The sequence below is a fragment of the Actinomycetes bacterium genome (assembly GCA_036510875.1).
GTDB lineage: Bacteria > Actinomycetota > Actinomycetes > Prado026 > Prado026 > DATCDE01.
The window spans coordinates 45,949-68,679 of sequence record DATCDE010000007.1 but is presented as its reverse complement, the minus strand read 5'-3'; the positions used below and the strand labels follow the sequence as shown (position 1 = coordinate 68,679).

24 protein-coding genes are annotated in these 22,731 nt (G+C 74.3%); 7 read left to right on the top strand and 17 right to left on the bottom strand.

Features of this window, described 5'->3' with window-relative positions:
• Positions 1-53: 53 nt before the first annotated feature.
• The 10 genes from VIM19_00630 to VIM19_00585 all read right to left on the bottom strand — a co-directional run bounded on the left by VIM19_00630 (position 54) and on the right by VIM19_00585 (position 8,507).
• A complete protein-coding gene (locus VIM19_00630) occupies positions 54-461 on the bottom strand; it encodes a hypothetical protein (protein HEY5183424.1) in 408 nt (135 codons plus the stop codon).
• A gap of 27 nt (positions 462-488) precedes the next feature.
• The gene (locus VIM19_00625) at positions 489-653 is read right to left on the bottom strand and encodes a hypothetical protein (protein ID HEY5183423.1); all 165 of its coding nucleotides are present in this window, start codon (positions 651-653) and stop codon (positions 489-491) included.
• A gap of 209 nt (positions 654-862) precedes the next feature.
• Positions 863-2,026 (bottom strand): VWA domain-containing protein, encoded by a 1,164-nt coding sequence (locus tag VIM19_00620; GenBank protein HEY5183422.1) that lies wholly within the window; start codon positions 2,024-2,026, stop codon positions 863-865.
• Positions 2,019-2,921 carry a MoxR family ATPase gene (locus VIM19_00615; GenBank protein ID HEY5183421.1) on the bottom strand — a complete coding sequence of 301 codons (903 nt, stop codon included), beginning with the start codon at positions 2,919-2,921 and terminating at the stop codon, positions 2,019-2,021. The genes VIM19_00620 and VIM19_00615 overlap by 8 nt, the downstream gene beginning before the upstream one ends.
• Complete coding sequence (locus tag VIM19_00610) at positions 2,918-3,826, bottom strand: XdhC family protein (GenBank protein HEY5183420.1); 909 nt, start codon at positions 3,824-3,826, stop codon at positions 2,918-2,920. The genes VIM19_00615 and VIM19_00610 overlap by 4 nt, the downstream gene beginning before the upstream one ends.
• Positions 3,823-6,225: an aerobic carbon-monoxide dehydrogenase large subunit gene (locus VIM19_00605; GenBank protein ID HEY5183419.1), complete on the bottom strand. Its 2,403-nt coding sequence runs from the start codon at positions 6,223-6,225 to the stop codon at positions 3,823-3,825. Before VIM19_00605 ends, VIM19_00610 begins: the two co-directional genes overlap by 4 nt.
• On the bottom strand, positions 6,222-6,707 hold the full coding sequence (locus VIM19_00600; protein ID HEY5183418.1) for a (2Fe-2S)-binding protein: 486 nt from the start codon (positions 6,705-6,707) through the stop codon (positions 6,222-6,224). The genes VIM19_00605 and VIM19_00600 overlap by 4 nt, the downstream gene beginning before the upstream one ends.
• Entirely contained in the window at positions 6,707-7,579 is an 873-nt protein-coding gene (locus VIM19_00595) for a xanthine dehydrogenase family protein subunit M (protein HEY5183417.1), read from the bottom strand. The genes VIM19_00600 and VIM19_00595 overlap by 1 nt, the downstream gene beginning before the upstream one ends.
• A gap of 163 nt (positions 7,580-7,742) precedes the next feature.
• Positions 7,743-8,165, bottom strand: a complete 423-nt coding sequence (locus VIM19_00590; protein ID HEY5183416.1) for an SAV_6107 family HEPN domain-containing protein — start codon at positions 8,163-8,165, stop codon at positions 7,743-7,745.
• Between the two features lie 30 nt (positions 8,166-8,195).
• Entirely contained in the window at positions 8,196-8,507 is a 312-nt protein-coding gene (locus VIM19_00585) for a DUF6504 family protein (protein ID HEY5183415.1), read from the bottom strand.
• A gap of 77 nt (positions 8,508-8,584) precedes the next feature.
• Between VIM19_00585 and VIM19_00580 the strand changes: the two genes are divergently transcribed.
• Both VIM19_00580 and VIM19_00575 read left to right on the top strand, forming a co-directional pair.
• Positions 8,585-9,058 carry a YbaK/EbsC family protein gene (locus VIM19_00580; GenBank protein ID HEY5183414.1) on the top strand — a complete coding sequence of 158 codons (474 nt, stop codon included), beginning with the start codon at positions 8,585-8,587 and terminating at the stop codon, positions 9,056-9,058.
• Between the two features lie 6 nt (positions 9,059-9,064).
• The gene (locus VIM19_00575; protein ID HEY5183413.1) at positions 9,065-9,862 is read left to right on the top strand and encodes an alpha/beta fold hydrolase; all 798 of its coding nucleotides are present in this window, start codon (positions 9,065-9,067) and stop codon (positions 9,860-9,862) included.
• On the opposite strand, the gene VIM19_00570 is transcribed toward VIM19_00575, so the two are convergent.
• Positions 9,816-10,880, bottom strand: a complete 1,065-nt coding sequence (locus VIM19_00570) for an acyltransferase family protein (protein HEY5183412.1) — start codon at positions 10,878-10,880, stop codon at positions 9,816-9,818. The genes VIM19_00575 and VIM19_00570 overlap by 47 nt on opposite strands.
• A 222-nt stretch (positions 10,881-11,102) precedes the next feature.
• Positions 11,103-11,225: a hypothetical protein gene (locus VIM19_00565; GenBank protein ID HEY5183411.1), complete on the bottom strand. Its 123-nt coding sequence runs from the start codon at positions 11,223-11,225 to the stop codon at positions 11,103-11,105.
• Between the two features lie 45 nt (positions 11,226-11,270).
• On the opposite strand from VIM19_00565, the gene VIM19_00560 reads away from it, so the two are divergent.
• Genes VIM19_00560 through crtI form a run of 4 tightly spaced genes read left to right on the top strand, consistent with a single transcriptional unit; the run spans position 11,271 to position 15,470 of the window.
• Positions 11,271-11,981, top strand: a complete 711-nt coding sequence (locus VIM19_00560; GenBank protein ID HEY5183410.1) for a monooxygenase — start codon at positions 11,271-11,273, stop codon at positions 11,979-11,981.
• A gap of 57 nt (positions 11,982-12,038) precedes the next feature.
• Positions 12,039-12,839, top strand: a complete 801-nt coding sequence (locus tag VIM19_00555) for a carotenoid biosynthesis protein (protein HEY5183409.1) — start codon at positions 12,039-12,041, stop codon at positions 12,837-12,839.
• Positions 12,821-13,939, top strand: coding sequence for a glycosyltransferase family 2 protein (locus tag VIM19_00550; protein HEY5183408.1), 1,119 nt, complete (start codon positions 12,821-12,823; stop codon positions 13,937-13,939). The genes VIM19_00555 and VIM19_00550 overlap by 19 nt, the downstream gene beginning before the upstream one ends.
• Positions 13,940-13,967: 28 nt before the next feature.
• Complete coding sequence (gene crtI / locus VIM19_00545; protein ID HEY5183407.1) at positions 13,968-15,470, top strand: phytoene desaturase family protein; 1,503 nt, start codon at positions 13,968-13,970, stop codon at positions 15,468-15,470.
• A gap of 43 nt (positions 15,471-15,513) precedes the next feature.
• On the opposite strand, the gene VIM19_00540 is transcribed toward crtI, so the two are convergent.
• The 4 genes from VIM19_00540 to metF form a co-directional block, all read right to left on the bottom strand.
• On the bottom strand, positions 15,514-17,010 hold the full coding sequence (locus VIM19_00540) for a potassium/proton antiporter (protein ID HEY5183406.1): 1,497 nt from the start codon (positions 17,008-17,010) through the stop codon (positions 15,514-15,516).
• Positions 17,011-17,028: 18 nt separating this feature from the next.
• Positions 17,029-17,613, bottom strand: a complete 585-nt coding sequence (locus tag VIM19_00535; protein ID HEY5183405.1) for a CDP-alcohol phosphatidyltransferase family protein — start codon at positions 17,611-17,613, stop codon at positions 17,029-17,031.
• A gap of 86 nt (positions 17,614-17,699) precedes the next feature.
• The gene (locus VIM19_00530; protein ID HEY5183404.1) at positions 17,700-18,341 is read right to left on the bottom strand and encodes an SIMPL domain-containing protein; all 642 of its coding nucleotides are present in this window, start codon (positions 18,339-18,341) and stop codon (positions 17,700-17,702) included.
• A gap of 13 nt (positions 18,342-18,354) precedes the next feature.
• Positions 18,355-19,281 carry a methylenetetrahydrofolate reductase [NAD(P)H] gene (metF, locus tag VIM19_00525; protein HEY5183403.1) on the bottom strand — a complete coding sequence of 309 codons (927 nt, stop codon included), beginning with the start codon at positions 19,279-19,281 and terminating at the stop codon, positions 18,355-18,357.
• A 65-nt stretch (positions 19,282-19,346) separates the two neighbouring features.
• Here metF and VIM19_00520 point away from each other — a divergent pair, with 65 nt between their 5' ends.
• Positions 19,347-20,414 carry a polyprenyl synthetase family protein gene (locus VIM19_00520; GenBank protein HEY5183402.1) on the top strand — a complete coding sequence of 356 codons (1,068 nt, stop codon included), beginning with the start codon at positions 19,347-19,349 and terminating at the stop codon, positions 20,412-20,414.
• Here VIM19_00520 and VIM19_00515 read toward each other — a convergent pair.
• On the bottom strand, positions 20,350-22,725 hold the full coding sequence (locus VIM19_00515; GenBank protein ID HEY5183401.1) for an HAD-IC family P-type ATPase: 2,376 nt from the start codon (positions 22,723-22,725) through the stop codon (positions 20,350-20,352). The genes VIM19_00520 and VIM19_00515 overlap by 65 nt on opposite strands.
• Between the last annotated feature and the right edge of the window lie 6 nt (positions 22,726-22,731).

Here is a 22,731-nt window from a genome sequence, read left to right as displayed (position 1 = left end):
TTCGAACATCTGTTCGAAGGTGGTGTTAGTAGAACCCAGGTGCGGGCGGCCCGTCAAGCCCCTCCGGAAAACACAGGGACGACTCGCGACTTGGCCAGCTGGAACACGATGAACCCCGGCTCGTTGAGCAGCTTCCGGTACACGTCCGGATCCACCCGTTCCATCGCGGCCACGGGCTGGGGCTCCACCAGCCGCTCGATGACGAACCCCGCGTCCGCGAACTCGGCGCACCAGCGTTCCAGCGGCTGCCGAAGCCATCGCACCGTCCAGTCGTCCTGCCACGTCTCCTCGACCGTCTCCACCCCGAAGTAGCTGCGCCCTGCCGACGCCAGTCCATCGTTGGATGGCTCGTCGAGAGGGTGCAGCACGAGCGCCATCACGGCGACGTCCTGCGACTCGTCGTCGAGCCAGCCGAGCGGCTCCGACAGGCTGGCGTGGCGGATGTCCACGGCCCCGGGCACCCGGGCACGGGCCAGCCGGACCATTTCTCACCAGCTCAGCGGCGTACAGGCCCGGGCCGCGGCCGGCATCAAGGACGCGCTGGCCGTGACATCACCGAGCAGGCTCAGCATGGCCGGCCGGTCGTAGAACGCGTTGTAGGCGCTCGCGGCATGCCGCTCGAAGTCCGCTGCGAAGTCGTCACACTGGCTCACGAATCTCCACCGTTTCCGCCACCCGCTCCGGGCGATGCGCATCGTAGTGCGCCTGTCCACAGGGGGGCCGGTTGTCGTTGTCGCGTCTCGGGAGCTGTCGGTGGGGGTCGGCGGGATGGGGGGATGCAGGCAGTGCTGGACCCGGCCGTCGAGGCGGGCTTCGATCCGGTGGGCGTGGCGTTGGCTAGCCGCGCGGTCGTCGAGGCGAGTCAGCCGACCTCGCGGATCGCCGCCAGCACGTCGTCGAGGGCTCGGACCGAGTGACCGCTCACGAACGTGTCGACGTAGGGCAGCGCGGCGGCCATGCCGCCGACCAGCGGCTGGTAGCGCTCCCCCGCCTTGCGCGGGTTCACCCACACGATGTGGTGTGCCAGCCGGGACAGCCGGGCCATCTCGCGGCCCAGCAGGGACGGGTCGTCGCACTCCCAGCCGTCCGAGACGATGACGACGACGGCGCCGCGCGCGACCCCCCGGCGTCCGTGCTCGTCGTTGAACGACTTGATCGCCCCCCCGATCCGGGTCCCGCCTGACCAGTCCGGGGTCGCGGCGCCGGCTCGGGTCAGCGCGATGTCGGGGTGGGCCACGGCCAGCGCCTTGGTCAGCCGGGTCAGCCGGGTGGCGAACACGAACGCCTCGGCGCCGGTGGCCCGGACCGCACCGTGCAGCAGGTGCAGGTACACCCGGGCGTAGGACTCCATCGACCCGGACACGTCGGCGATCAGCACCACCCGACGCGGCCGGTCCTTGCGCCGCCGGTACGTCCGCCGGACCGGGTCACCCCCCGTGCGGTGCGCCGCCCGCAAGGTGGCCCGCACGTCCAGCTGCTGGCCGGCTGGGTGCCGCACGGCGCGCCGGCTCGGACGCCGTGGAGCGACCACCCGCAGCTGAGCGACCAACACCCGCACAAGCGCGAGCTCCTCCGGCGTGCAAGCAGAGAAGTCCTTGTGCCCCAACCGCTCCTCGGTGCTCGCGGCCGCGAGCACGGTCTCCGGACCGTCCTCGTCGCGGCCGTCCCCCGACGACGTCGCGCTCGGCTGGGGGGACGGCGCCGTACCCGCCCGGCTGTCCTTGGACGGCGCCCGGTCCGAACCGGGCCGGGTGTTCGGGGGCGGCGGCTGGCTGGTGTCCCCGCGGTCGTCGGCCACGTCGACGAAGCCGCGGAACACCTGGTCGAAGGCCCGGTCGAACAGGTCGACCTGGCCGTGCGTCGACAGCAGCGTCACTCGGGCCAGCCAGTACAGCTCGTCGACCGTGAGCGGGTCGGCCAGCAGCACCGAGTCGGCGAAGCGGGCGCTGCGCTCGGGGGTGACCGGCACCCCACCCGCGTGCAGCAGCGCCCCGAACGACGCCGCCGCGGTGGCCAGGTCAGCCACTCCCGGTCACCCAGGCCAGCCCGCGCTCACGGGCGACGTCGTGGTCCTCGCGGTACTTCAGCACCGACCCCAGCGTCTGCTCGGCGGCCTCGCCGTCGAGGGTCTGCACGCCGAGCAGGGTCAGCGCCTGCACCCAGTCGATCGCCTCGGCCACCCCCGGCGGCTTTTGGACGTCGAGCGCCCGCAGCCGGCCCACGGCCGCGGCCGCCCCGGCCGTGATGTCGAGGGTCGCCCCCGGCACCCGCCGCCGGATGATCTCGATGGCCCGGTCGAGGTCGGGGTAGTCGATCCAGTGGTACAGGCAGCGCCGCTTGAGCGCGTCGTGCAGGTCGCGGGTGCGGTTGGACGTGAGCACCACGAGCGGCGGCCGCTCGGCCCGCACCGTGCCCAGCTCGGGAATCGTGATGGCCGCCTCGGCGAGCAGCTCGAACAGGAACGCCTCGAACTCCTCGTCGGCGCGGTCCACCTCGTCGATGAGCAGCACGGCCGGCCGCGGGCCGGCATGCTCGATCGCCTCGAGTAGCGGCCGGCGCACCAGGTAGTCCCGGCCGAACAGGTCCTCCTCGGCCACCGGGCCGCCGCGCGCCTCGGCCAGCCGGATCCCCAGCAGCTGCCGCGGGTAGTTCCACTCGTACAGCGCCTCGGCCGCGTCGATGCCCTCGTAGCACTGCAGCCGGATGAGCCGGGTGTCCAGCACCTCGGCCAGCGCCTTCGCGGCTTGGGTCTTGCCGACCCCCGCCTCCCCCTCGAGCAGCAGCGGCTGGGGCAGCCGGACGGCGCAGAACAACGCCGTGGCCAGCCCCGAGTCGGCCAGGTAGCCGGCGTCCCCCAGCCGCTGGCGCAGCGAGGCGACGTCCGGGACCAGCGCGGCCAGGTCGCCCAGGGCGTCGGTCACGCCGGGACGTAGCTGGCCGGGTCGGCGGCGAACGCACGCAGGCAGCCGCTGCCGCAGAACCAGTAGCGGGTGCCCTCGTGGTCCAGGTGCAGCGAGGAGTCGACCATCGCCACCGACATGCCGCAGATCAGGTCGATGGCCGTGGCCGGGCCGACCGGCTCGAGGTCCAGCGTGATCGGCCGGCCGGACGGGCGGCGCCGCTCGGACACCACCTCGGCCAGGATCGACAGGGCGACCTCCTCCGGGGTGCGGGCCCCGATGTCCAGGCCGGCCGGGGTGTGCACCTGGGTGCGGGCCGCCGCGTCGACGTCGAGGGAGAGGAGCACCGCCTCCCCCCGCTTGCGGCTGGCGACCAGCCCCACGTACGGCGTGCCCGCCTGCAGTGCCGCGGCGAGCACCGGCTCCTCGTCGCGGCCGTGCGAGGCCACCACCACGGCCGCGGCGACCTCGGGCACCACGTCCACGCCGTTCCGGGGGTCACGGCGCTCGACCTGGTAGCCCAAGGCCGCCGCGAGCTCAGCCAGCGCAGCCGCGATGGGGGTCTCGCCCACCACCACGAGCAGCGGCGCCGGTATCACCGGCTGCAGGAAGATCTCCAGAGTGCCTCCCGACAGGCACGGGTTGTGCACGGTCAGCCGCCCCGGCTGGGGAGCTTCCGGCTCGGGGCAGATCCGCAGCAGCAGCGGCTCCCCCGAGTCGAGCAGGGCCAGGCTCTGCGCCCGCACGGTCGACTCGGCGCAGGTCCCCCCCACGAATCCCTCGATGGTGCCGTCGGCGAAGATCACGGCCTCGGCCCCCGGCTTGGCCGACGTCGGACGCTCGGCCAGCACCACCCGGGCGTGCACGAACGGGACCCGCTGCGCCCGCAGCGCAGCGGCCCGCTCGGCGACCACGTCGGTCCTCACGGCACGGCGAGGTCGTTGCGCAGCTGCCGGCCCTGCATGGCCAGCCACACGTTGGCCGGGGTCAGCGGCATGTCGGCGTGCCGGACACCGTACGGCTCCAGCGCGTCGATTATCGCGTTGACGACCGCGGGCGGCGAGCCCACCGTGGCCGACTCGCCCACCCCCTTGACCCCCAGCGGGTGGTGCGGGGACGGGGTCACGGTCTCGCCAGTCTCCCAGCTCGGGCACTCCATCGAGCTGGGCAGCAGGTAGTCCATGAACGACCCGCCGAGGTGGGTGCCGTTCTCGTCGAACGCCATGAGCTGCATGAGCGCCATGCCCACACCGTCGGCCAGGCCGCCGTGCACCTGGCCCTCGACGATCATCGGGTTGATCCGCGGCCCGCAGTCGTCGACCGCGACGAACCGGCGCACCTTGACCACACCCGTGCCCGGGTCGACGTCGACGACGCAGATGTAGGCCCCGAACGGATAGGTGAGGTTCGGCGGGTCGTAGACCACCGAGGCGTCGAGGTGGCCCTCGACCCCCTCCGGCAGTTCGAGGACGCCGTGGCTGAGCATAGCGATCTCGCTGATCGTCTTGCCCTTGTCCGGGTCGCCCTTGACGTACCAGCGGCCGAGCTCCCACTCCAGGTCGTCGACCGAGACCTCGAGGGCGGCCGCCGCGATGATCCGGGCCTTGTCCCTGATCCGCCGGGACACCACCGCCGCGGCGGCGCCGGACACCGGCGTCGAGCGCGACCCATAGGTGCCCAGGCCGAAGGGGGTGTTGTCGGTGTCCCCGTGGATCACCTCGACGTCCTCGGGCGGGATCCCGAGCTCGTGCGAGACGATCTGCGCGAACGTCGTCTCGTGGCCCTGGCCCTGGGTCTGCACGCTGAGCCGGATCTGCGCCTTGCCGGTGGGGTGCACCCGAAGCTCGCAGCCGTCGGCCATGCCCAGCCCGAGGATGTCCATGTGCTTGCGCGGGCCGGCGCCCACGCCCTCGGTGAAGAAGCTGATCCCGATGCCCATGAGCTCGCCGCGGGCCCGCTTCTCGGCCTGCTCCGCCCGCAGCTGGTCGTAGCCGACCATGTCCATGGCCTTGCGCAGGGCACGGGGGTAGTCGCCGGAGTCGTACTCCCAACCGGTCTTGGTGGTGTACGGGAACTGCTCGGGGCGCAGCAGGTTCTTCAGCCGCAGCTCGGCCGGGTCCATGCCGAGCTCGTCGGCCAGGACGTCGACCATGCGCTCGACCAGGTACACCGCCTCGGTGACCCGGAACGAGCAGGCGTAGGCGACGCCGCCGGGCGCCTTGTTGGTGTAGACGCCGGTGACCTTGCAGTGCGCGGCCTGCAGGTCGTAGCTGCCGGTGAAGATGTGGAAGAAGCCGGCCGGGAACTTGGTCGGCTGCGCCGTCCCGTTGAACGCGCCGTGGTCGGCGAGCACGTCGACCCGCAGACCGAGGATCTTGCCGTCGCGTGTCGCCGCGATCGAGCCGTTCATGTGGTAGTCACGGGCGAACGCGGTGGACATGAGGTTCTCGCTGCGGTCCTCGACCCACTTGACCGGCTGGCCGGTGACGATCGAGCCGACCACCGCGAGCACGTAGCCGGGGTAGATGCCGACCTTGCCGCCGAAGCCGCCGCCGATGTCCGGCGAGATGATCTGGATCTTCTGCTCGGGGATGCCGGCCACGATCGCGTACAGCGTCCGGTGCGCGTGCGGCGCCTGGTTGGTGGACCAGACGGTGAGCTTGCCGGTGATCGGGTCCATGCTGGCGACCGTGCCGCAGGTCTCCATCGGGCTGGGGTGCACCCGCGGGTAGAGCATCTGCTGGCTGACGACAACCTCGGCGTTGGCGAACACCTCGTCGGCCAACGCCTTGTCGCCGGCCTCCCAGTCGAAGATGTGGTTGTCGGTCTTGCCCTCGATGTCGTCGCGGATCACCGGCGCACCGGGGTCGAGCGACTTCTTGGCGTCGACGACGGCGGGCAGCGGCTCGTACTCGACGTCGATCAGCTCGAGGGCGTCCCGGGCGGAGTACTTGTCCTCGGCCACCACGAAGGCGACCTCCTGGCCGTGGAAGCGGACCTTGTCGGTCGCCAGCACCGCCTGGACGTCCATCGACAGGGTGGGCATCCAGGCCAGCTTGAGGGTTTCCAGGATCTTGCCCGTGATGACCGCCTTGACCTTCGGGTGCGCCTCAGCGGCCGAGGTGTCGATCGACACGATCTTCGCGTGCGCGAACGGGCTGCGCAGGATCGCCGCGTGCAGCATCCCGGGCAGCGCGATGTCGTCGACGTAGTTGCCGTGGCCGCGGACGAACCGGACGTCCTCCTTGCGGAGCATCCGGCCGAAGCCGATGGGGTTGCCGGCCGCGCTGATCGGTACGGCGGGGGTCTCGTCGACGGCGGTCATGCCTGGACCTCCTCATTGGCCGGTGCGGGGTGCTCGGCCGCCCAGCGGATGGCGCGGACGATGTTCTCGTAGCCGGTGCAGCGGCAGATCTGCCCGGAGATGGCCTCGCGGATGGTGCCCTCGTCCGGGTCCGGGTTGCGGTCCAGCAGCCAGCGGGCGGTCATCATCATCCCGGGGGTGCAGAAGCCGCACTGCAGTCCGTGCTCCTCCATGAACCCCTGCTGCACCGGGTCCAGCTGGCCGCCCTTCGCCAGGGCCTCCACGGTGGTGACCTCGTGGCCGTCGGCCATCACCGTGAGCACCGTGCAGCTCTTCACCGGCTCGCCGTCCACCCACAGCACGCAGGTGCCGCAGTTGGAGGTGTCGCAGCCCCAGTGGGTGCCGGTCAGTCGCAGCTCGTCGCGCACGAAGTGCACGAGCAGCATCCGCGGCTCGACGTCACGCGTGACCTGCGTGCCGTTGACCGTCATGGTGACCTGCATCAGGCTCCCCCTCCAGCTCGCTCGAGCGATCGGCTCAGTGCTCGTTTCGTCAGCTCGCCGACGAGATGGCGCTTGTAGTCGACCGGCCCCCGCTGGTCGGACGTCGGCGAGCAGTGCTCGGCCGCGATCCGCCCGGCCTCGGCCAGGTTCTCCGGGGTGGGCGCCTGGCCGCGCAGGAACTCCTCGGCCTCGGCCGCGCAGTAGTGCCGGGCCCCGACCGCGGACAGTCCGATGCCGACGTCCGAGACCACGCCGCCGGACAGCTCGACGAAGGCACCGGCCGCGGCGATCGCCCAGTCACCGGCCCGACGCTCGACCTTCTCGTAGGCGCTGCCCGCGGACGGCCGGATCGGGATGCGCACCTCGACGAGCAGCTCGGCCGGGCCGACCTCGGTCTCGTAGGGGCCGGTGTGGAACTCCCGGGCCGGCACCGTGCGGGTGCCGCTGGAGGAGCGGATGACGACGTTCGCCCGCAGCGCCGAGCCGACGGCGGCGAGGTCCTCCGCAGGGTCGGCCTGGCAGAACGAGCCGCCCACCGTGCCCCGGTTGCGCACGACCGGGTCGGCGATGACCCGCTCGGCGTCGATCAGGATCGGATAGTGCTCGCCCACGACGGGTGACTCGAGCACGTCGGCGTGCCGGGTCAGGGCGCCGAGCACGAGCTCCCCGCTCTCGACCCGGATGGCCCGCAGCTCGTGCAGGTCGTTGATGTCGATGATCCACTCAGGCCGGGCCAGGCGCAGCTTCATCATCGGCAGCAGGCTGTGCCCACCCGCGATGATCCGCGCATCCTCACCGTGTTCCTCGAGCAAGGCGATCGCTTGGTCGACACTGCTCGCTCGCGCGTAGTCGATCTCCGCGGGTGTCTGCATGCTGTCCCCTCTGGCCGGTCTCAGGGTCAGGAGAATGTGGCGTACGCCACATCCGCCCACTGTGCCCTGTCGATCCGGCCACGGCAACGGATCGGGGCCAGTTCACGGCGATCTCCCATGCAATCGGTTGCAACCGTTGCGCTGGCCCCGCCATCGAGCCCGGTCAGCCCACCAGCGGGAAGGTGTCCTGGTGCGGCACCCCGAGGGTGGTGGCCACCAGTGCGAGGAAGGTCGCGGCGTCGCGCAGCAGGTCGTCGGCCTCGCGGGCGCTGACCGCCCTGGTCAGTCCGGCCTCTGCGGCGGCCCGCTTGCCCGCCCCCGCGGCGAAGAACGCGGCCCACTCGCTGAGCTCGGGTGCCACCTGGGGCAGCAGCTCCCAGGCGCTGCGCGGGCCGCGCCGGGCACTGCCGGGCCGGGCCCGTGCGGCCAGCACCGCAGCGGCCGCCCGCAGCGCCGCCAGGTGCGCCGCGACGTACCGCTCGGCCGGGGTGGGCGCGGTGGCCGCCTCGACCAGTCCGCGCCGGGCCGCCTCGAGCAGCTCGTGGGACGCCGGCCCCACGGGCGCCCTGGGAATGACGACGGGCATCACCACGGGCATCTCCACAGTCCCTCCCGGTCAGTCCAGCGTGCGGGCGAGGGTCCACGTCCGCGCGCTCTCGTCGTAGGCGAGGTCGTAGACCCCGGACGCCGCGGCCCGGCCGGCCCCGGCCTCCACCCGCCACACCTGCCGGCCCGCCTCGTCGACCCGCACGGGCAGCCCGTCGGCGCCGCGCTGCCGCCACCAGGCCCCGACCTCGACCCAGTGCGCCAGCACGTCGCGCACGAGGTACAGCCGGCCCCGCCACAGGAACTGGACCGGACGTTGGCCGGACTGGTCGCGGCGGACGTCGACGGCGTCGCGCACCGGGTCCGCGTAGCGTCGGGTCACCGAGCACCTGCTTCGAACATGTGTTCGACCATACTCCGGGGCGGCGACAACCCGTCAAGGCCCCCTAGGCTGCGGCCATGGCGCTGAACCACCCCACGGTCGTCCGGGTCACCGAGGCGCTGCGCGCGGTCGGGGCCACCGGCGACCCCATCGCGCTGGACGACGCCGCGCCGACCGCTGCGGCGGCCGCGGCCCAGCTCGGCTGCGAGGTCGGCGCCATCGCGAACTCGCTGGTCTTCGAGGCCGACGGGCAGCCCCTGCTCGTCATGACCTCGGGCGCGCACCGGGTGGACACCCTCAAGGTCGCCTCGGTCCTCGGGGTGGCCCAGGTGAGGCGGGCCGACGCCGACTTCGTCCGCAAGCACACCGGCATGGCGATCGGCGGCGTCGCGCCGGTGGGGCACCCGCACCCCCTGCGCACCCTCGTCGACGTCGACCTGGCCCGCCACCCGGTGGTCTGGGCCGCGGCCGGGCACCCGCACACGGTGTTCCCGACGTCCTACGACGAGCTGTTGCGCATCACCGGTGGCCAGCCCGCCGAGGTCGGCTGACCGACGGTGCTGGCCCACACCCGCCAGGGGTCCGGACCCCCGCTGCTCCTCGTCCACGGACTGGGCTCGGCAGCCACCACCTGGGACCCGCTGCTCCCGCGGCTGGCCGCCCGCTACGACGTCGTTGCGGTCGACCTCCCCGGTCATGGGCGCTCCCCGGCGCTGCCGCGCACCGAGCCGGCCACGCCGGCCCGGCTGGCCAGGACCGTCGGGGCCCTGCTCGACCACCTCGGCTGGGACCGCCCGCACCTGCTCGGCAACTCCCTGGGCGGCTGGGTCAGCCTGGAGTTGGCGGCCGACGGCCGGGCCCGGTCGGTGACCACGCTGGCCCCGGCCGGGCTGTGGCTGCGCCCCAGCCAGCGGCGCAACCCGGTGGTCCGGGTGAACCGGGTCGCGGCCAGGGCCACCCGCGGGGTCCAGCCGGTGGTGCTGCGGTCGCGGGCCTTACGCCGGCTGGCCTTCGCCTCGGTGTCCGCCTGGCCTGCGCAGATCCCCTACGACGTCGCGCTGGAGGCGGCCCGCGCCCAGACCGACGCCTCCGGCTACCCGGCCGCCCTCGACGGCACCCTGGGGCTCCGCTTCGACCGGGCCGGCTCGATCCCCTCCGACGTCCCGGTCACCGCCGTGTGGGGCGACCGCGACCACGTGCTGCCCGCCCGGTCCACCCAGGAGCGGTCGCTGCTGCCGGCCCACGCCCAGTGGGTGGTGCTGCCGCACTGCGGGCACGTCCCGCAGTGGGACGCCCCCGGTGCCGTGCTCAGGCTGCTGGACCGGACGACGGACCGGACGAGCGACGCCGGCTGACCGGCGCCGCCGCCCAGCGCACCAGCAGGGCGCCCAGGCCGAGCAGCAGCGCGGCCACCGCCGGGGTCATCGGCAGCACGACCAGCGTCGCCGTCCGCCGCGACAGCACGCCGGCGAACCCGGCCACCGAGAAGCCCAGGACGCCGAGCAGCGAGAGGGCCAGGCCGAGCGCGGCCAGCCCGTCGCGGTGCGCGCGTCGCTGCCCCGGCGGCGGAACGACCAGCCGGCGCGGCCGCTCGAACCGCCGGAACAGCGCCACCAGCACGGTCAGCACCGCGACGACGAGCAGCAGGAACACCAGCCGCAGCAGCCACCAGGACACGCTGCCGACGTCGGGGAAGAACGGCCCGCCCGACAGCAGCAGACCGCCGCTCACCATGGTGATCGCGGTGAGGTGCCACAGGAATGCGGTCATGGCCACGCCGCTGGCCGCGACGACGACCGTCCACGGTCCGCGGCCGGCCATCAGCCGGGTAAGCGCGGGGCGCAGCAGCAGGGCCAGGCCGAGCAGCCAGGCCGAGAACGTCAGCAGCGCGAACGACGGCGTCATGTTGGACGTCGTCTCACCGGGCAGCGCCACCATCGACCGCGGGTACGGGCCGAGTGCCACCAGCGCGACGGTGAGCACCAGACCCACCCCCGCGAGCGTCAGCGCGAACCGCCGGCCGCCCCGCTGCGGGCCGCCGTCCGCGTAGAGGAACCCGCACTGGTGCACCACCAGCCAGACGAACGCGAAGTTCAGGGAGCCCACGTAGGGCAGGTCCAGCCCGATCCGCAGCACGTCCACGACGGCGACCAGGGCCGTGAGCACGACGAGGACCCGGACGCCGAACCGCCGGTGGGCCGGCAGCATCCACGGGGCGAACGCGACCACGCCGAGGTAGATCCCGATGAACCACAGCGGCTGGGCCACGATCCGCAGCACCATCACGGCGCGGTCGTCCAGCCGCCCGAGCGCCTCGACCACCACGCCCGCGACCAGCCCGGTCCCCGCGAACGCGATCGTCGGCACCAGCAGGCGGTCCGCGCGCGTGCACGAAGTCGGCGTAGCTGCCGTCGCGGCCGGCCAGTGAGCCGAGCGCGACCGCGTGGGCGAAGCCGCCGACCGCGAAGAACCACGGCATCACCTGGAACAGCCAGGTCAGCAGCTGGGCCGAGGGGACCAGGACGAGCGTGTTCGTCACGGTGGCCCGGCCGTCCGGGGCGACCACGACGGCGGCCATCAGGAAGTGGCCCAGCATCACGCGAGCAGGGCGAGCACCGCCAGCAGGTCGACGAACCGGTCCGCGCCCTCGGGTGTCGCGGCCGCCAGGTCCCGCGCGGACGGCGATCGTGAGGGAGGCGGCGCCGCGGGTCCGGCCACGGTCTCAGGGGAGGGCCGGGCCGCGGGCGCCGTACGCTGATCGCCGTGCCCGACGAGGTACCGGCGCTGGTCACCCTCGACCTGTGGGGGGTGGCCGCCCGAGCCGTCCCCGCGGCCCTGCTGCACATGGGGCTGGACCGGCGTCCGGTCCGGCGCACGCCCGGGCTGCGGTTCGCCAAGCTGCTGGGCACCGGCGACGGCCGAACCTTCACCCCGCGCGACGCCGACGTCCACCACTGGGGGCTGCTGGCCACCTGGGCGAGCACCGCGGACGCCGACGCGTTCGACGACTCCGCCGTCGTGCGGTCCTGGCAGCGGCGCTCCTTCGAGCGGCTGCACGTGGCCATGCGCCCGCTGGCCAGCAGGGGCACCTGGGCCGGACGGCGGCCGTTCGGCGTCCCGGCGCCCGGGCGGCACGACGGGCCCACGGCAGCGATCACCCGGGCCCGGCTGCGGCCGCAGTCGATGGCGACGTTCTGGCGGGCCGTCCCGCCGGTGAGCGAGCGGCTGAAGCGGACCCCCGGTCTGCTGCTGGCCACCGGCATCGGCGAGGCCCCGGTCGGCCTGCAAGGCACCTTCAGCCTGTGGGACTCGCCCGACGCTCTCACCGCCTTCGCGCACCGCACGCCCGAGCACCAGGCCGTGGTCGCCCGCACGCCAGAGGTCGGCTGGTACGCCGAGGAGCTGTTCGCCCGGCTCGCCGTCGTGGAGGCCGGCGGGACGTTCGGTGGGGTCTCGATACGCGTGCCCCGCTGATCGTCGCCTAGGCTGCCCCCTCGTGACCGGATGGCAACCAGGCCGGGCAGGTGACCGGTGAGCGTCCGGTCATACTCGGGCCCGCACGCAGACCACCGCCACCACGGCCGCTCGGGGCTGGTGCGGTGGCTGCCGTGGCTGCTCGCCCTCAGCGTGGTGGGGCTAGAGATCGCGTTCCCGCTGGTGCACGGTGACGCCCGCCGCGACGTCACCGTGGCGACCGTCGTCACGTTCTTCCTGGCCTCCGCGTTCCACGCGCTGATCTGGCGGGGCCCCTGGTGGTCCGCCTGGTACCTGCTGGTCACCGTGGGGGGCGGGCTGGCGGTCGAGGCCGTGGGGGTGCGCACCGGGCTGCCGTTCGGCCACTACGAGTACGGCACCGCGCTGGGGGCGACCGTGCTCGGGGTGCCCTGGCTGATCCCGCTGGCCTGGGCGATGATGGCCTACCCCGCGCTGATCGCGGCCCGGAGGCTGTCCCGCTCCGCCGTGGTCACCCCGCTGCTCGGCGCCCTGGCGCTGTCCTCCTGGGACCTCTTCCTCGACCCGATGATGACCGGCGAGCGCTACTGGACCTTCACCAACCCCGGGCTGGTGCTGCGGAACGTGCCGGGGGTGCCGGCCAGCAACTTCCTGGGCTGGTTCGTCACCGCGCTGGTCATGATGCTGCTGCTCGACCGGCTGCCTCGGCGCAGCGCGCCGGACGGCCAGCCGGCCTTCCTGTTCCTGTGGACCTACGTGTCCTCGGTGGTGGCCAACGCGTTCTTCTTCGACCGCCCGGCGGTGGCCCTCTACGGCGGCATCGCCATGGGCGTCGTCGCCGTCCCCTACGCCTGGGTGCTGTGGTCCGGCCGGGACTGACCTGCGCGGCGGTCACCACCGGATCGGCGGCCGCCCTGGCCGGAACCCTGCACACGGCGGTGAACCTGCGGCGGCTGCGGGTGCCACCCGTCGACCCCGCCCCGGTGACCGAGCGGGTGTCCGTGCTGCTGCCGCTGCGCGACGAGGCCCGCCGGGTGGCTCCGTGCCTGCGGTCGCTGCTCGCCCAGGTGCGGGTCCCGGACCTGCAGATCCTGGTGCTGGACGACGGCTCCGCTGACGGCACCGCCGACGTCGTCCGGTCGGTCGTGGCCGGCGACCCCCGGGTGACCCTGCTGGACGGCGGCCAGGACACGCCGCCCGACGGCTGGCTGGGCAAGCCGTGGGCCTGCCACCGGCTGGCGCAGCGGGCCACCGGGGACGTGCTCGTCCTCGTGGACGCCGACGTGGTGCTGGCCCCCACCGCGGTGGCCGCCACCGTGACGTTGCTGCGCTCGGCCGGGCTGGACCTGGTCTCGCCGTACCCGCGGCAGCTGACCGGGTCGGTGGCCGAGCGGCTCGTGCAGCCGCTGCTGCAGTGGTCCTGGCTGACCACGCTGCCGATGGGTGCCGCCGAGCGGTCGCCGCGGGAGTCGCTCGCCGCCGCGAACGGGCAGCTGATCGCGGTCGACGCGGGCGCCTACCGGGCCGCCGGCGGGCACGCCGCCGTCCGCGGCGAGGTGCTCGACGACGTGGCGCTGATGCGCGCGGTGAAGCGCTCGGGCGGGCGCGGGACGGTGGCCGACGGCACCGCGATCGCCACCTGCCGGATGTACGAGGGGTGGGCCGACCTCGAGGCCGGCTACGCCAAGTCGCTGTGGTCGGCGTTCGGCTCCCCGGCCGGCGCCGCCGCCGTGATGGCCGGTCTCGGGGTGGCCTACGTGCTGCCGGCCGCGGCCGCGCTGCGCGGGTCACCGGTCGGGCTGGCCGGGTACGCCGCGGGCGTCGCCGGGCGGGCCCTGGTGGCCCGGCGCGTGGGCGGGCGGGTCTGGCCGGACGCGCTGGCCCACCCGGTCTCGGTCACCCTGTTCGGGTACCTCGCCGCGCAGTCCTGGCGGCGCAAGCGCCGCGGCGAGCTGCAGTGGAAGGGCCGCCCGGTCTGAGCCTCCCGCGGATGGGAGGATCCCTGGCGTGGCCAGGGTGGTGGTGATCGGCGCCGGCATGGGCGGCCTCGCCGCGGCGGCCCGGCTCGCCGCGGCGAAGCACCAGGTGACCGTGGTGGAGCGGTCCACCGCGCCCGGGGGCAAGCTGGCCAGCTACCAGCGCGACGGCTTCGTCTTCGACACCGGCCCGTCGCTGCTCACGCTGCCCGCCGTCTACCGGGACCTGTTCCTCAAGACCGCCGTCCGCCGGGCCGGAGCGGCGCTGGAGGACAACGTCGAGCTGGTGCCGGTCGACCCGGCGTTCGGCTACCGGTTCGCCGACGGCACCTCGGTTGAGCTGCCCAACGCCTCCCGGGACGGCGCGGCCGACGCCCTGGACGCCGCACTCGGCGCCGGAACCGGACAGCAGTGGACGGGGCTCGTCGACCGCGGAGCGGCCATCTGGCAGGTGACCCGTCGTCCGTTCCTCACCAGCCCGCTGACCGGGCCCTGGCAGCTGGTCCGGCAGTCGATCCGGCTGCGCGACCTGCGCACGGTGGCCCCATTCACCTCGCTGCGCGGGCTCGGTCGGCAGTACCTGCACGACCCGCGGCTGCGGCAGCTGCTCGAGCGGTACGCGACCTACGCCGGCTCCGACCCGCGCCGGGCCCCCGCAGCGCTGGCCACCATCCCCTACGTGGAGCAGACCTTCGGCGCCTGGCACGTGGGCGGCGGCCTGGCCCGGCTGGCGACGGCCACCTACGACCGCTGCCTGGACCGGGGGGTCGGCTTCCGGTTCGGCGCGGATGCCGTCGAGGTGACCCTGGACGGTGGCCGCGCGTCCGGCGTCCGGCTGGCCGACGACGAGACGTTGCCCGCGGACGTGGTGGTGGCCAACGCCGATGCGAGCCACCTGTACCGGGACCTGCTCCCCCGCCCGGTCGCGGCCCCCGTGCTGGACCGGCTGGCCAGGACCACCCCTTCGCTGTCCGGTTTCGTGCTGCTGCTGGCCGTCCGGGGCCGCACGCCGGGACTGCGGCACCACACGGTGGTGTTCAGCGCCGACTACGACGCGGAGTTCGACGCGATCTTCGGGCCGCAGCCGCACCCGGTCGAGCACCCCACCGTGTACGTGTGCGCGCCGGACGACCCGGCGATGCGCCCGGACGCCGAGCACGAGTCCTGGTTCGTGCTCGTCAACGCGCCCCGACACGACCCTGAGCACGGTGTCGACTGGGACGCCCCCGGTCTGGCCCAGGCGTACGCCGACCGGGTGCTCGCCGTGCTGGCGGCGCGCGGGCTGGACGTCCGGGACCGGCTGCTGTGGCACGAGGTCCGTACCCCCGCGGACCTCGAGCGGGCCACCAGGGCGCCGGGCGGCTCGATCTACGGCACGTCGTCCAACGGGCCGAGGGCGGCGTTCTTGCGCCCGGCCAACGCCAGCCCGGTGCCGAGGCTGTTCCTCGTGGGCGGCTCGGCCCACCCCGGCGGCGGGCTGCCGCTCGTGGGCCTGTCCGCCGAGATCGTCGCCGAGCTCATCGGCCCGGCCTGACCACCCCTCCGCGCCACCGCCCTGATCACCGTGAGCGGGCGGCTCAGCCGGAGTCGCCCTCCTCGCCCAGCCAGCGGGCCAGCGAACCACGGCGGCTGACCGCCCGCAGCCGCCGCTCCGCCGCCGACCGGCTGGTCGAGGTGGCCACCACCACCAACCGGTCACCGACCCGCAGCCGCGTCGTCGGGTCGGGCACCCGGCTGTCCCCGTCCCTGACCACCAGCGTCACGGCGGCGCCGCGGGGCAGCCGCAGGTCGTCCACGTACGCCCCGGCCAGCCGGGAGCCCTCGACCACCCGGACGTCGAGCAGCGAGGCGTCCAGCTCGTCCAGCGGGGCGGTCTCCACCTCGAGCTCGCCGGTCTCCTCGGGGGCCACCACCTTCAGCCGCCGGGCCACCCAGGGCAGCGTCGGCGCCTGGACGACGGTGAAGACGAGCACCAGCACGAACACCGTGTCGAACATCTCGACTGCGTACGGCGTGCCCTCGGACAGCGGGATCGTGGCCAGCACGATGGGCACCGCGCCCCGCAGCCCGGCCCAGGCGACGAACGCCTGCGCCCGCCATGGCACCCGGAACGGCGCCGCGCTCACCAGCACCGACAGTGGCCGGGCCAGGACCAGCAGGGTCAGGCCGGTCACCAGGGCGGGACCCACGGCGTGCGGAAGCCGGCTGGGCACGGACAGCAGGCCGAGCAGCACGAACAGCCCGATCTGGGCCAGCCAGGCGAGACCCTCGGCGAAGCCCAGCACCGCGCGCCGGTGCGGCAGCCCCGGCATCCCGAGCAGCAGCGCGCACACGTACACGGCCAGGAAGCCGCTGGCGTGCAGCACCACCGTGCCGGAGTAGGCAGCCGCGGTGATGGCCATCGCCGCGAGCGGGTACAGGCCGGACGCCGGCAGCGCGATCCGGGCCAGCAGCAGGCGCCCGGCCGAGCCGACCAGCAGGCCGGCCGCGGCACCGGCCGCGAGCTCGTAGACCATGAGCGGGGCCAGCTGCCAGGCCGGCCCGGTGCCCCAGCTCGGTGCCGAGACCGCCGCGACGAGCACGACGACGGGCGCGTCGTTGAACCCCGACTCCGCCTCCAGCAGGCCGCGCAGCCGGGCCGGCAGCCGGACCTGGCGCAGCACCGAGAACACCGCGGCCGCGTCGGTCGAGGACACCACGGCGCCGAGCAGCACCGCCGTCCGCCAGTCCATGGAGAGCAGGTAGCGGCCGGCGACCGCGACGACGAGGACCGAGACGGCCACCCCCACCGTGGCGAGGACCGCCGCGCGGCCGAGCACCGGCCGCACCTGGGCCAGCCGGGTGGTGAGACCGCCCTCCGCCAGGATGACCGCGAGCGCGATCAGCCCGAGGTCGCGGGTCAGGACGGCGTCGTCGAACCGGATGCCGAGGCCGGACTGCCCCAGCGCCATGCCCAGCCCCAGGTACAGCAGCAGGCCGGGCAGGCCCAGCCGGTAGGCCAGCCGCACGGCCAGCACGCCGACCAGCACGATGACCGCGCCGGCCAGCAGCGCCAGGGCCAGCTGGGTGTCCACGCCCCCATCCTGCCGAAGTCAGCGCAGCCGACGTCCCAGCACGACCAGCAGCTGGACCAGGCCGACGACCCCGAGGACCAGCCACACCACCGCGCCCCCTTGCGCCCAGGGTCCGGCACCCCCGTCAGCTGCCGCCGCCGCCGCGAGCGCCAGGGCCAGCGCGGTGACGATCACCCGGGTCGGCCGCTCGGCCACCGTGATCATGCCCACGTCGGGCAGCCCACCGGCGGCGGCCCGGGCCCGGGCGTACTCGTGCAGCAGGGTGACCACCCCAGCGGCCACGCAGACCCATGCGGGAGCGCCGGCGAGGTACAAAGCCAACAGGTACAGAAGGTCAGAGCAACGGTCCACCAGCGAGTCGAGCACGAAGCCGAAGGCGGTGGTCCGGTCGGTCAGCACGGCCACCGCGCCGTCCACGCCGTCTAGGACACCGGACAGCACGACCACCAGCGCGGCCAGCAGCAGCCAGCCGGCGCCGGCCCAGGCGAGCGCGGCCACCGCCCCGGCGGCGACCAGCCCGAGCAGCGTGACGGCGTCCGGAGGAACCCCGGCCACCGCGAACGGACGGGCCACGGCGTACATCAGGCGCAGCCAGCCGCCCACCCAGACCGATGCGCCCGGGTCGTACCCGCCGTGCAGCCCCGACCACCGGGCCAGGTACTCGTCGCGGCCCAGCGGCGCGGGACGGCTCAGGCCAGCCCCCAGCGGACCACGACCGACGCCTCGACCGAGGACAGCCCGGCCTCCACGGGCAGCGCCTCCGCCGAGGCCATCAGCGCCAGCCGGGGGCTGATCGGCCCCGGGCCGCCACGGACCGGCGCCTCGCTGATCTCCAGCACCGGGCCCAGCCCGCGACCGGCCAGCCCGGCGTACTGCTCGGCCCGCCCCCTCGCGTCGGCGAACGCCGCGTCCCGCGCCGCCCGGTGCAGCGCGGCCAGGTCGTCGTGCTCGAGCCGGGTGCCCTGGACCCGGGCGGCGTCCCCACCGGCCGCCACCAGCGACGGCAGCAGCTCGGATGCGGCCGCCAGCTCCCGCACCCGCACGGTCAGCGACAGCACGGCGCGGTAGCCCAGCGGCCGGCCCTTCGGATCGGTCTGCGGCCACAGCTGGGTGCCGGCCGACCTCAGGTCGGCCCGCTCGACCCCGGCCACGAGCGCCGCGTCGCGCATCCGGGTCAGCGCCGCGCCGGCCTCGCCCAGCGCGGTGGCCGCATGCTGGGCGCCGGCCTCGGCGGCCAGGTCGAGCACCACGACGTCGGGCGGCGCGGCGGCCGTCCCGGTGCCCACGACGGTCACGCTGGGCCCTGGGAACACGCTGGCGGGCTCGCTCATGCGCCCAATTGTGTCAGCGGCGGGCCGCGCGGTGGTGCAGTCCAAGCGCCTGGTAGATCTCCCGGGTCGCCGTGGACCGGTTGAGCGTGTAGAAGTGCAGCCCCGGCGCACCGCCGTCGAGCAGCTGCTCGCACAGCTCGACCGCGGCCTCCACGCCGATCGCGCGCACCGCCTCCGGGTCGTCCTGGACGGCGGTCAGCCGCTCGGCCAGCTCGCCCGGCAACGCCGCCCCGGACAACTGCGCGAAGCGCTGGATCTGCCGCACGTTGGTCACCGGCATGATCCCCGGGATGATCGGCACCCGGGCGCCGTGGCGCTCGGCGCGCTCCACCAGCCGGAAGTAGTCCTCGACCCGGAAGAAGAACTGGGTGACGGCAAAGTCCGCCCCGGCGGCCACCTTGGCCGCCAGGTGCCGGGCGTCGGTGTCCAGGTCCGGGGACTCCGGGTGCCCCTCGGGGAAAGCCGCCACCCCGACGCTGAAGTCGCCCAGCCCGCGCACCAGCCGGACCAAGTCGTCGGCGTGCTGCAGCCCGTCGGGGTGCGGCACCCACGGCGTCCCCGGGCCGCCCTGCGGGTCGCCACGCAGCGCGAGCACCGTGCGCACGCCGGCCTCGGCGTAGCCGCCGACCACCCGGCGCAGCTCGGCGACGGAGGAGCCGACGCAGGTGAGGTGGCCCATGGGGGTGAGCGTCGTCTCGCTGCCGATCCGCCCGGTCAGCCGGGTGGTGCGATCGCGCGTCGAGCCCCCGGCGCCGTAGGTGACCGAGACGAACGTCGGCGCCAACGGCTCCAGCTCACGCAGCGCCCGCCACAGCTGGCGCTCCCCGTCGTCGGTCTGCGGCGGGAAGAACTCGAACGAGAACGACCGGTGGCCGTCGGCGAGCAGCTCGGCGACCGTGGCGGAGCCGCCGGGCATCGTGGAGGCGGTCCCGCGGGTCATGCCGCCCAAGGGTACGGAACGGCGGCGGACCTGTCGGAACGAGGCCGCGCACCTAGGCTGCTGGCATGGGCGGGACTGCGACGGAGGCCGAGGACCTCAGAGCCCGGGTGCAGAAGGCCCTGGACGAGTTCCTCGCCGTCCAGGGCCCCCGGCTGCAGGGCATCAGCGAGGACCTGGCCCCGCTGCTGGACTCAGCCGTGACCCTGCTGTCCGGCGGCAAGCGGCTGCGCCCGGCGTTCGCCTACTGGGCGTGGCGCGGCGCCGGCGGTGCGGACAGCGAGCAGATCGTCCGGGCGGCCGCCTCGCTGGAGCTGCTGCAGGCCTGCGCGCTGATCCACGACGATGTGATGGACCGCTCGGACACCCGGCGCGGCCAGCCCGCGGCGCACCGCGGGTTCGCCGCCCTGCACCGGGGGCACGGCTGGCTGGGATCGCCGGAGGACTTCGGCGTCGGCTCGGCGATCCTGCTGGGCGACCTGTGCCTGGCCTGGGCGGACGAGCTGCTGTTCGACTCCGGGCTGCCCGCGGGCGCCCTGCTGCACGCCAAGCCGGTGTTCGACGTCATGCGCAGCGAGCTGATGGCCGGGCAGTACCTGGACCTGCTGGAGCAGGCCCTCGGCGGCGGGTCGGTCGAGCGGGCCATGCGGGTGGTCCGGTACAAGAGCGCCAAGTACACCGTCGAGCGGCCGCTGCACCTCGGAGCGGCCCTCGCCGGTGCGAGCCAGGAGCTGCTCGAGGCCTACTCCGCCTACGGGCTGCCGCTCGGTGAGGCGTTCCAACTGAGGGACGACGTCTTGGGGGTGTTCGGCGACCCGGAGGAGACCGGCAAGCCAGCCGGGGACGACCTGCGCGAGGGCAAGCGCACCGTGCTCGTGACGACCGCGCTGGCCCGGGCCGCCCCGGCCGATGCGGCCCGGCTGCGCTCCGACCTGGGCGACCCGGACCTGGACCAGGACCGGGTCGTCGAGCTGCGCCGGATCATCCAGGACACCGGCGCCCTCGAGCACGTGGAGCGCCTGGTCGCCGAGCTGACCGCCCGCTCGATGGCCGCCCTGCAAGCCAGCCCGGTCAGCGCACCGGCGCGCGACGTCCTCGGTCAGCTCGCGGTGGCGGCGACGACGCGTCGGGGCTGACCGGCCGGTCCCACCCGCTCACGCCCAGCACCAGCTCGAGGACGACGATCGCGGCCGCCCCGACGGCGAGCGCCACGCCGGTGGCCTCGAGGGTGGGCAGCGCGAAGGCGAAGAAGTCCCTGACGAACGGCACCATGAGCACCAGCGCGAACCCGGCGAGCAGGGTGCCCACCAGCAGCAGCCGCAGCGGCGACAGCGGCCGGGCCAGCACGACCACCGCCCACCACACGACGAGGAACAGCACCATGGCGGCCAGCGTGCTGGCCTCGGCCGTGGTGACGTCCTCATCCAGCCGGGCCGAGGCGTAGGCGCCGAAGGTCGCCACCGCGGCCACCACCCCCGCGGGCACCGCGAAGCGCAGCACCCGGGGGATGAACCCGGCCTGGGCCCGCCGCGTGTTGGGGGCCAGCGCCAGGAAGAAGCCCGGGATGCCGATGGTCAGCGCCGTCACCACGGTCAGGTGCCTCGGCAGGAACGGGAACGGCAGCCCCAGCACGCCGCACAGGACCGACAGCAAGGTGGCGTAGACGGTCTTGGTGAGGAACAGGTTGGCCACCCGCTCCACGTTGTTGATCACCCGACGGCCCTCGGCCACCACGGTCGGCAGCTGCTCGAACCGGTTGTCCACGAGCACCAGCTGGGCCACCGCTCGGGTGGCGTCACTGCCGGACGCCATGGCGATCCCGAGGTCGGCGTCCTTGACGGCCAGCACGTCGTTGACGCCGTCCCCCGTCATCGCGACCACGTGGCCCCTGGACTGCAGCGCCGCGACCATCGCCTGCTTCTGCCGGGGGGTCACCCGGCCGAAGGCGACCGCCCCCTCGACCACGTCGGCCAGCGCCTCGGGGTCGGTGGGCAGGGTGCCACCGTCCACCCCGTCGCCGGCGCCGGGCACCCCGAGGGTGCTCACCACGGTGGCCACCGTCCGCGGGTTGTCCCCCGAGATGACCTTGACGGCGACGCCCTGCTCGGCGAAGTAGGCGAGCGTCTGCGCGGCGTCCGGCTTGATCCGCTGCTCGAGTACGAGCAGCGCCGCGGGCCGGGTGGGGCCGAGCTGGTCCGGCCCGGCCAGGTCGGACGCCGCCAGCACGAGCACCCGGCGCCCGGTGGCGGCGACCTGGTCGGCGGTGGCCCGGGCGGGGTCCCCGACCGGCAGCAGCACGTCCGGCGCACCGAGCACCCACGAGCCCAGGCCGTCCAGGGTGGCGCCGCTCCAGCGCCGCGCGGACGAGAACGGCACCACCGCCGTGGCCGTCGGCGCGCCCGCCGCGGGGTAGCGCCGCGCGACCGCGGCCAGGCTGGCGTTCGGCGCCGGCTCGGTGCCGACCAGCCCGGCCAGCACCTGCGGAATCGGTGCGGCGGCGTCCACGACCCGGACGTCGGCCAGGTGCATGCCCGGCTCGGTGAGTGTCCCGGTCTTGTCCAGGCACACGACGTCCACCCGGGCCAGCAGCTCGACCGCCGGCAGCTCCTGCACGAGCACCTGGTGCCGGCCGAGCCGGACCACACCGACGGCGAAGGCCACACTGGTGAGCAGCACCAGCCCCTCGGGAATCATGGTGATCACCCCGGCAACCGCACCGCTGACCGCGGTGCCGAAGTGCTCGTGGCTGCGCAGCTGGCTCCAGGTGAGCAGCACCGCCACCGGGACCATGATCGTGACCATCACCCGGAGGATCGTGTTGATGCTCGCCATCAGCTGCGAGTGCACCAGGGTGAACCGGCGGGCCTCCTCGGCCAGCCCGGCCGCGAAGGCGTGCGAGCCCACGGCGGTGGCCTGGTAGCAGCCGGTCCCGGCCATCGCGAACGAGCCGGACAGCACCGGGTCGCCGACCTGCTTGTGCACCGGGTCGGACTCCCCCGTGAGCAGCGACTCGTCGACCTCGAGGGCCGCCGAGGCGCACACCACGCCGTCCACGACGATCCGGTCGCCGGACGACACCGGGAGCACGTCGTCCAGGACGATCTCGCCCGGCTCGACCTCCCGCTGCTCGCCGTCGCGTAGCACGGTGGGCCTAACCGCCCCGAGCACGGCCAGCCGGTCGAGGGTGGCCTTGGCCCGCAGCTCCTGGACGATGCCGATGCCGGTGTTGGCGACGACGACCAGGCCGAACAGCGCGTCCCGCCAGTTGCCGTAGACCAGGACGACGACGGTGAGCGTCCCGAGGATCGCGTTGAACACGGTGAACGTGTTGCCCCGGACGATCTGGCCCACCGTGCGGCTCGGCGCGCTGGGGACGGCGTTCAGCTGGCCGCGGGCGACACGCTCGGAGACCTCGGCCGAGGTCAGGCCCACCCGCGGGTCCGTCACGCCCGC

Excerpts from the sequence above, each read along its gene's own strand:
- VIM19_00530 (HEY5183404.1), bottom strand. The coding sequence starts at position 18,341 with ATGAGCGAGCCCGCCAGCGTGTTCCCAGGGCCCAGCGTGACCGTCGTG.
- VIM19_00590 (HEY5183416.1), bottom strand. The coding sequence starts at position 8,165 with ATGCCCGTCGTCATTCCCAGGGCGCCCGTGGGGCCGGCGTCCCACGAG.
- VIM19_00520 (HEY5183402.1), top strand. The coding sequence starts at position 19,347 with ATGGGCGGGACTGCGACGGAGGCCGAGGACCTCAGAGCCCGGGTGCAG.
- VIM19_00595 (HEY5183417.1), bottom strand. The coding sequence starts at position 7,579 with ATGCAGACACCCGCGGAGATCGACTACGCGCGAGCGAGCAGTGTCGAC.
- VIM19_00600 (HEY5183418.1), bottom strand. The coding sequence starts at position 6,707 with ATGCAGGTCACCATGACGGTCAACGGCACGCAGGTCACGCGTGACGTC.
- metF (HEY5183403.1), bottom strand. The coding sequence starts at position 19,281 with ATGACCCGCGGGACCGCCTCCACGATGCCCGGCGGCTCCGCCACGGTC.
- VIM19_00580 (HEY5183414.1), top strand. The coding sequence starts at position 8,585 with ATGGCGCTGAACCACCCCACGGTCGTCCGGGTCACCGAGGCGCTGCGC.
- VIM19_00605 (HEY5183419.1), bottom strand. The coding sequence starts at position 6,225 with ATGACCGCCGTCGACGAGACCCCCGCCGTACCGATCAGCGCGGCCGGC.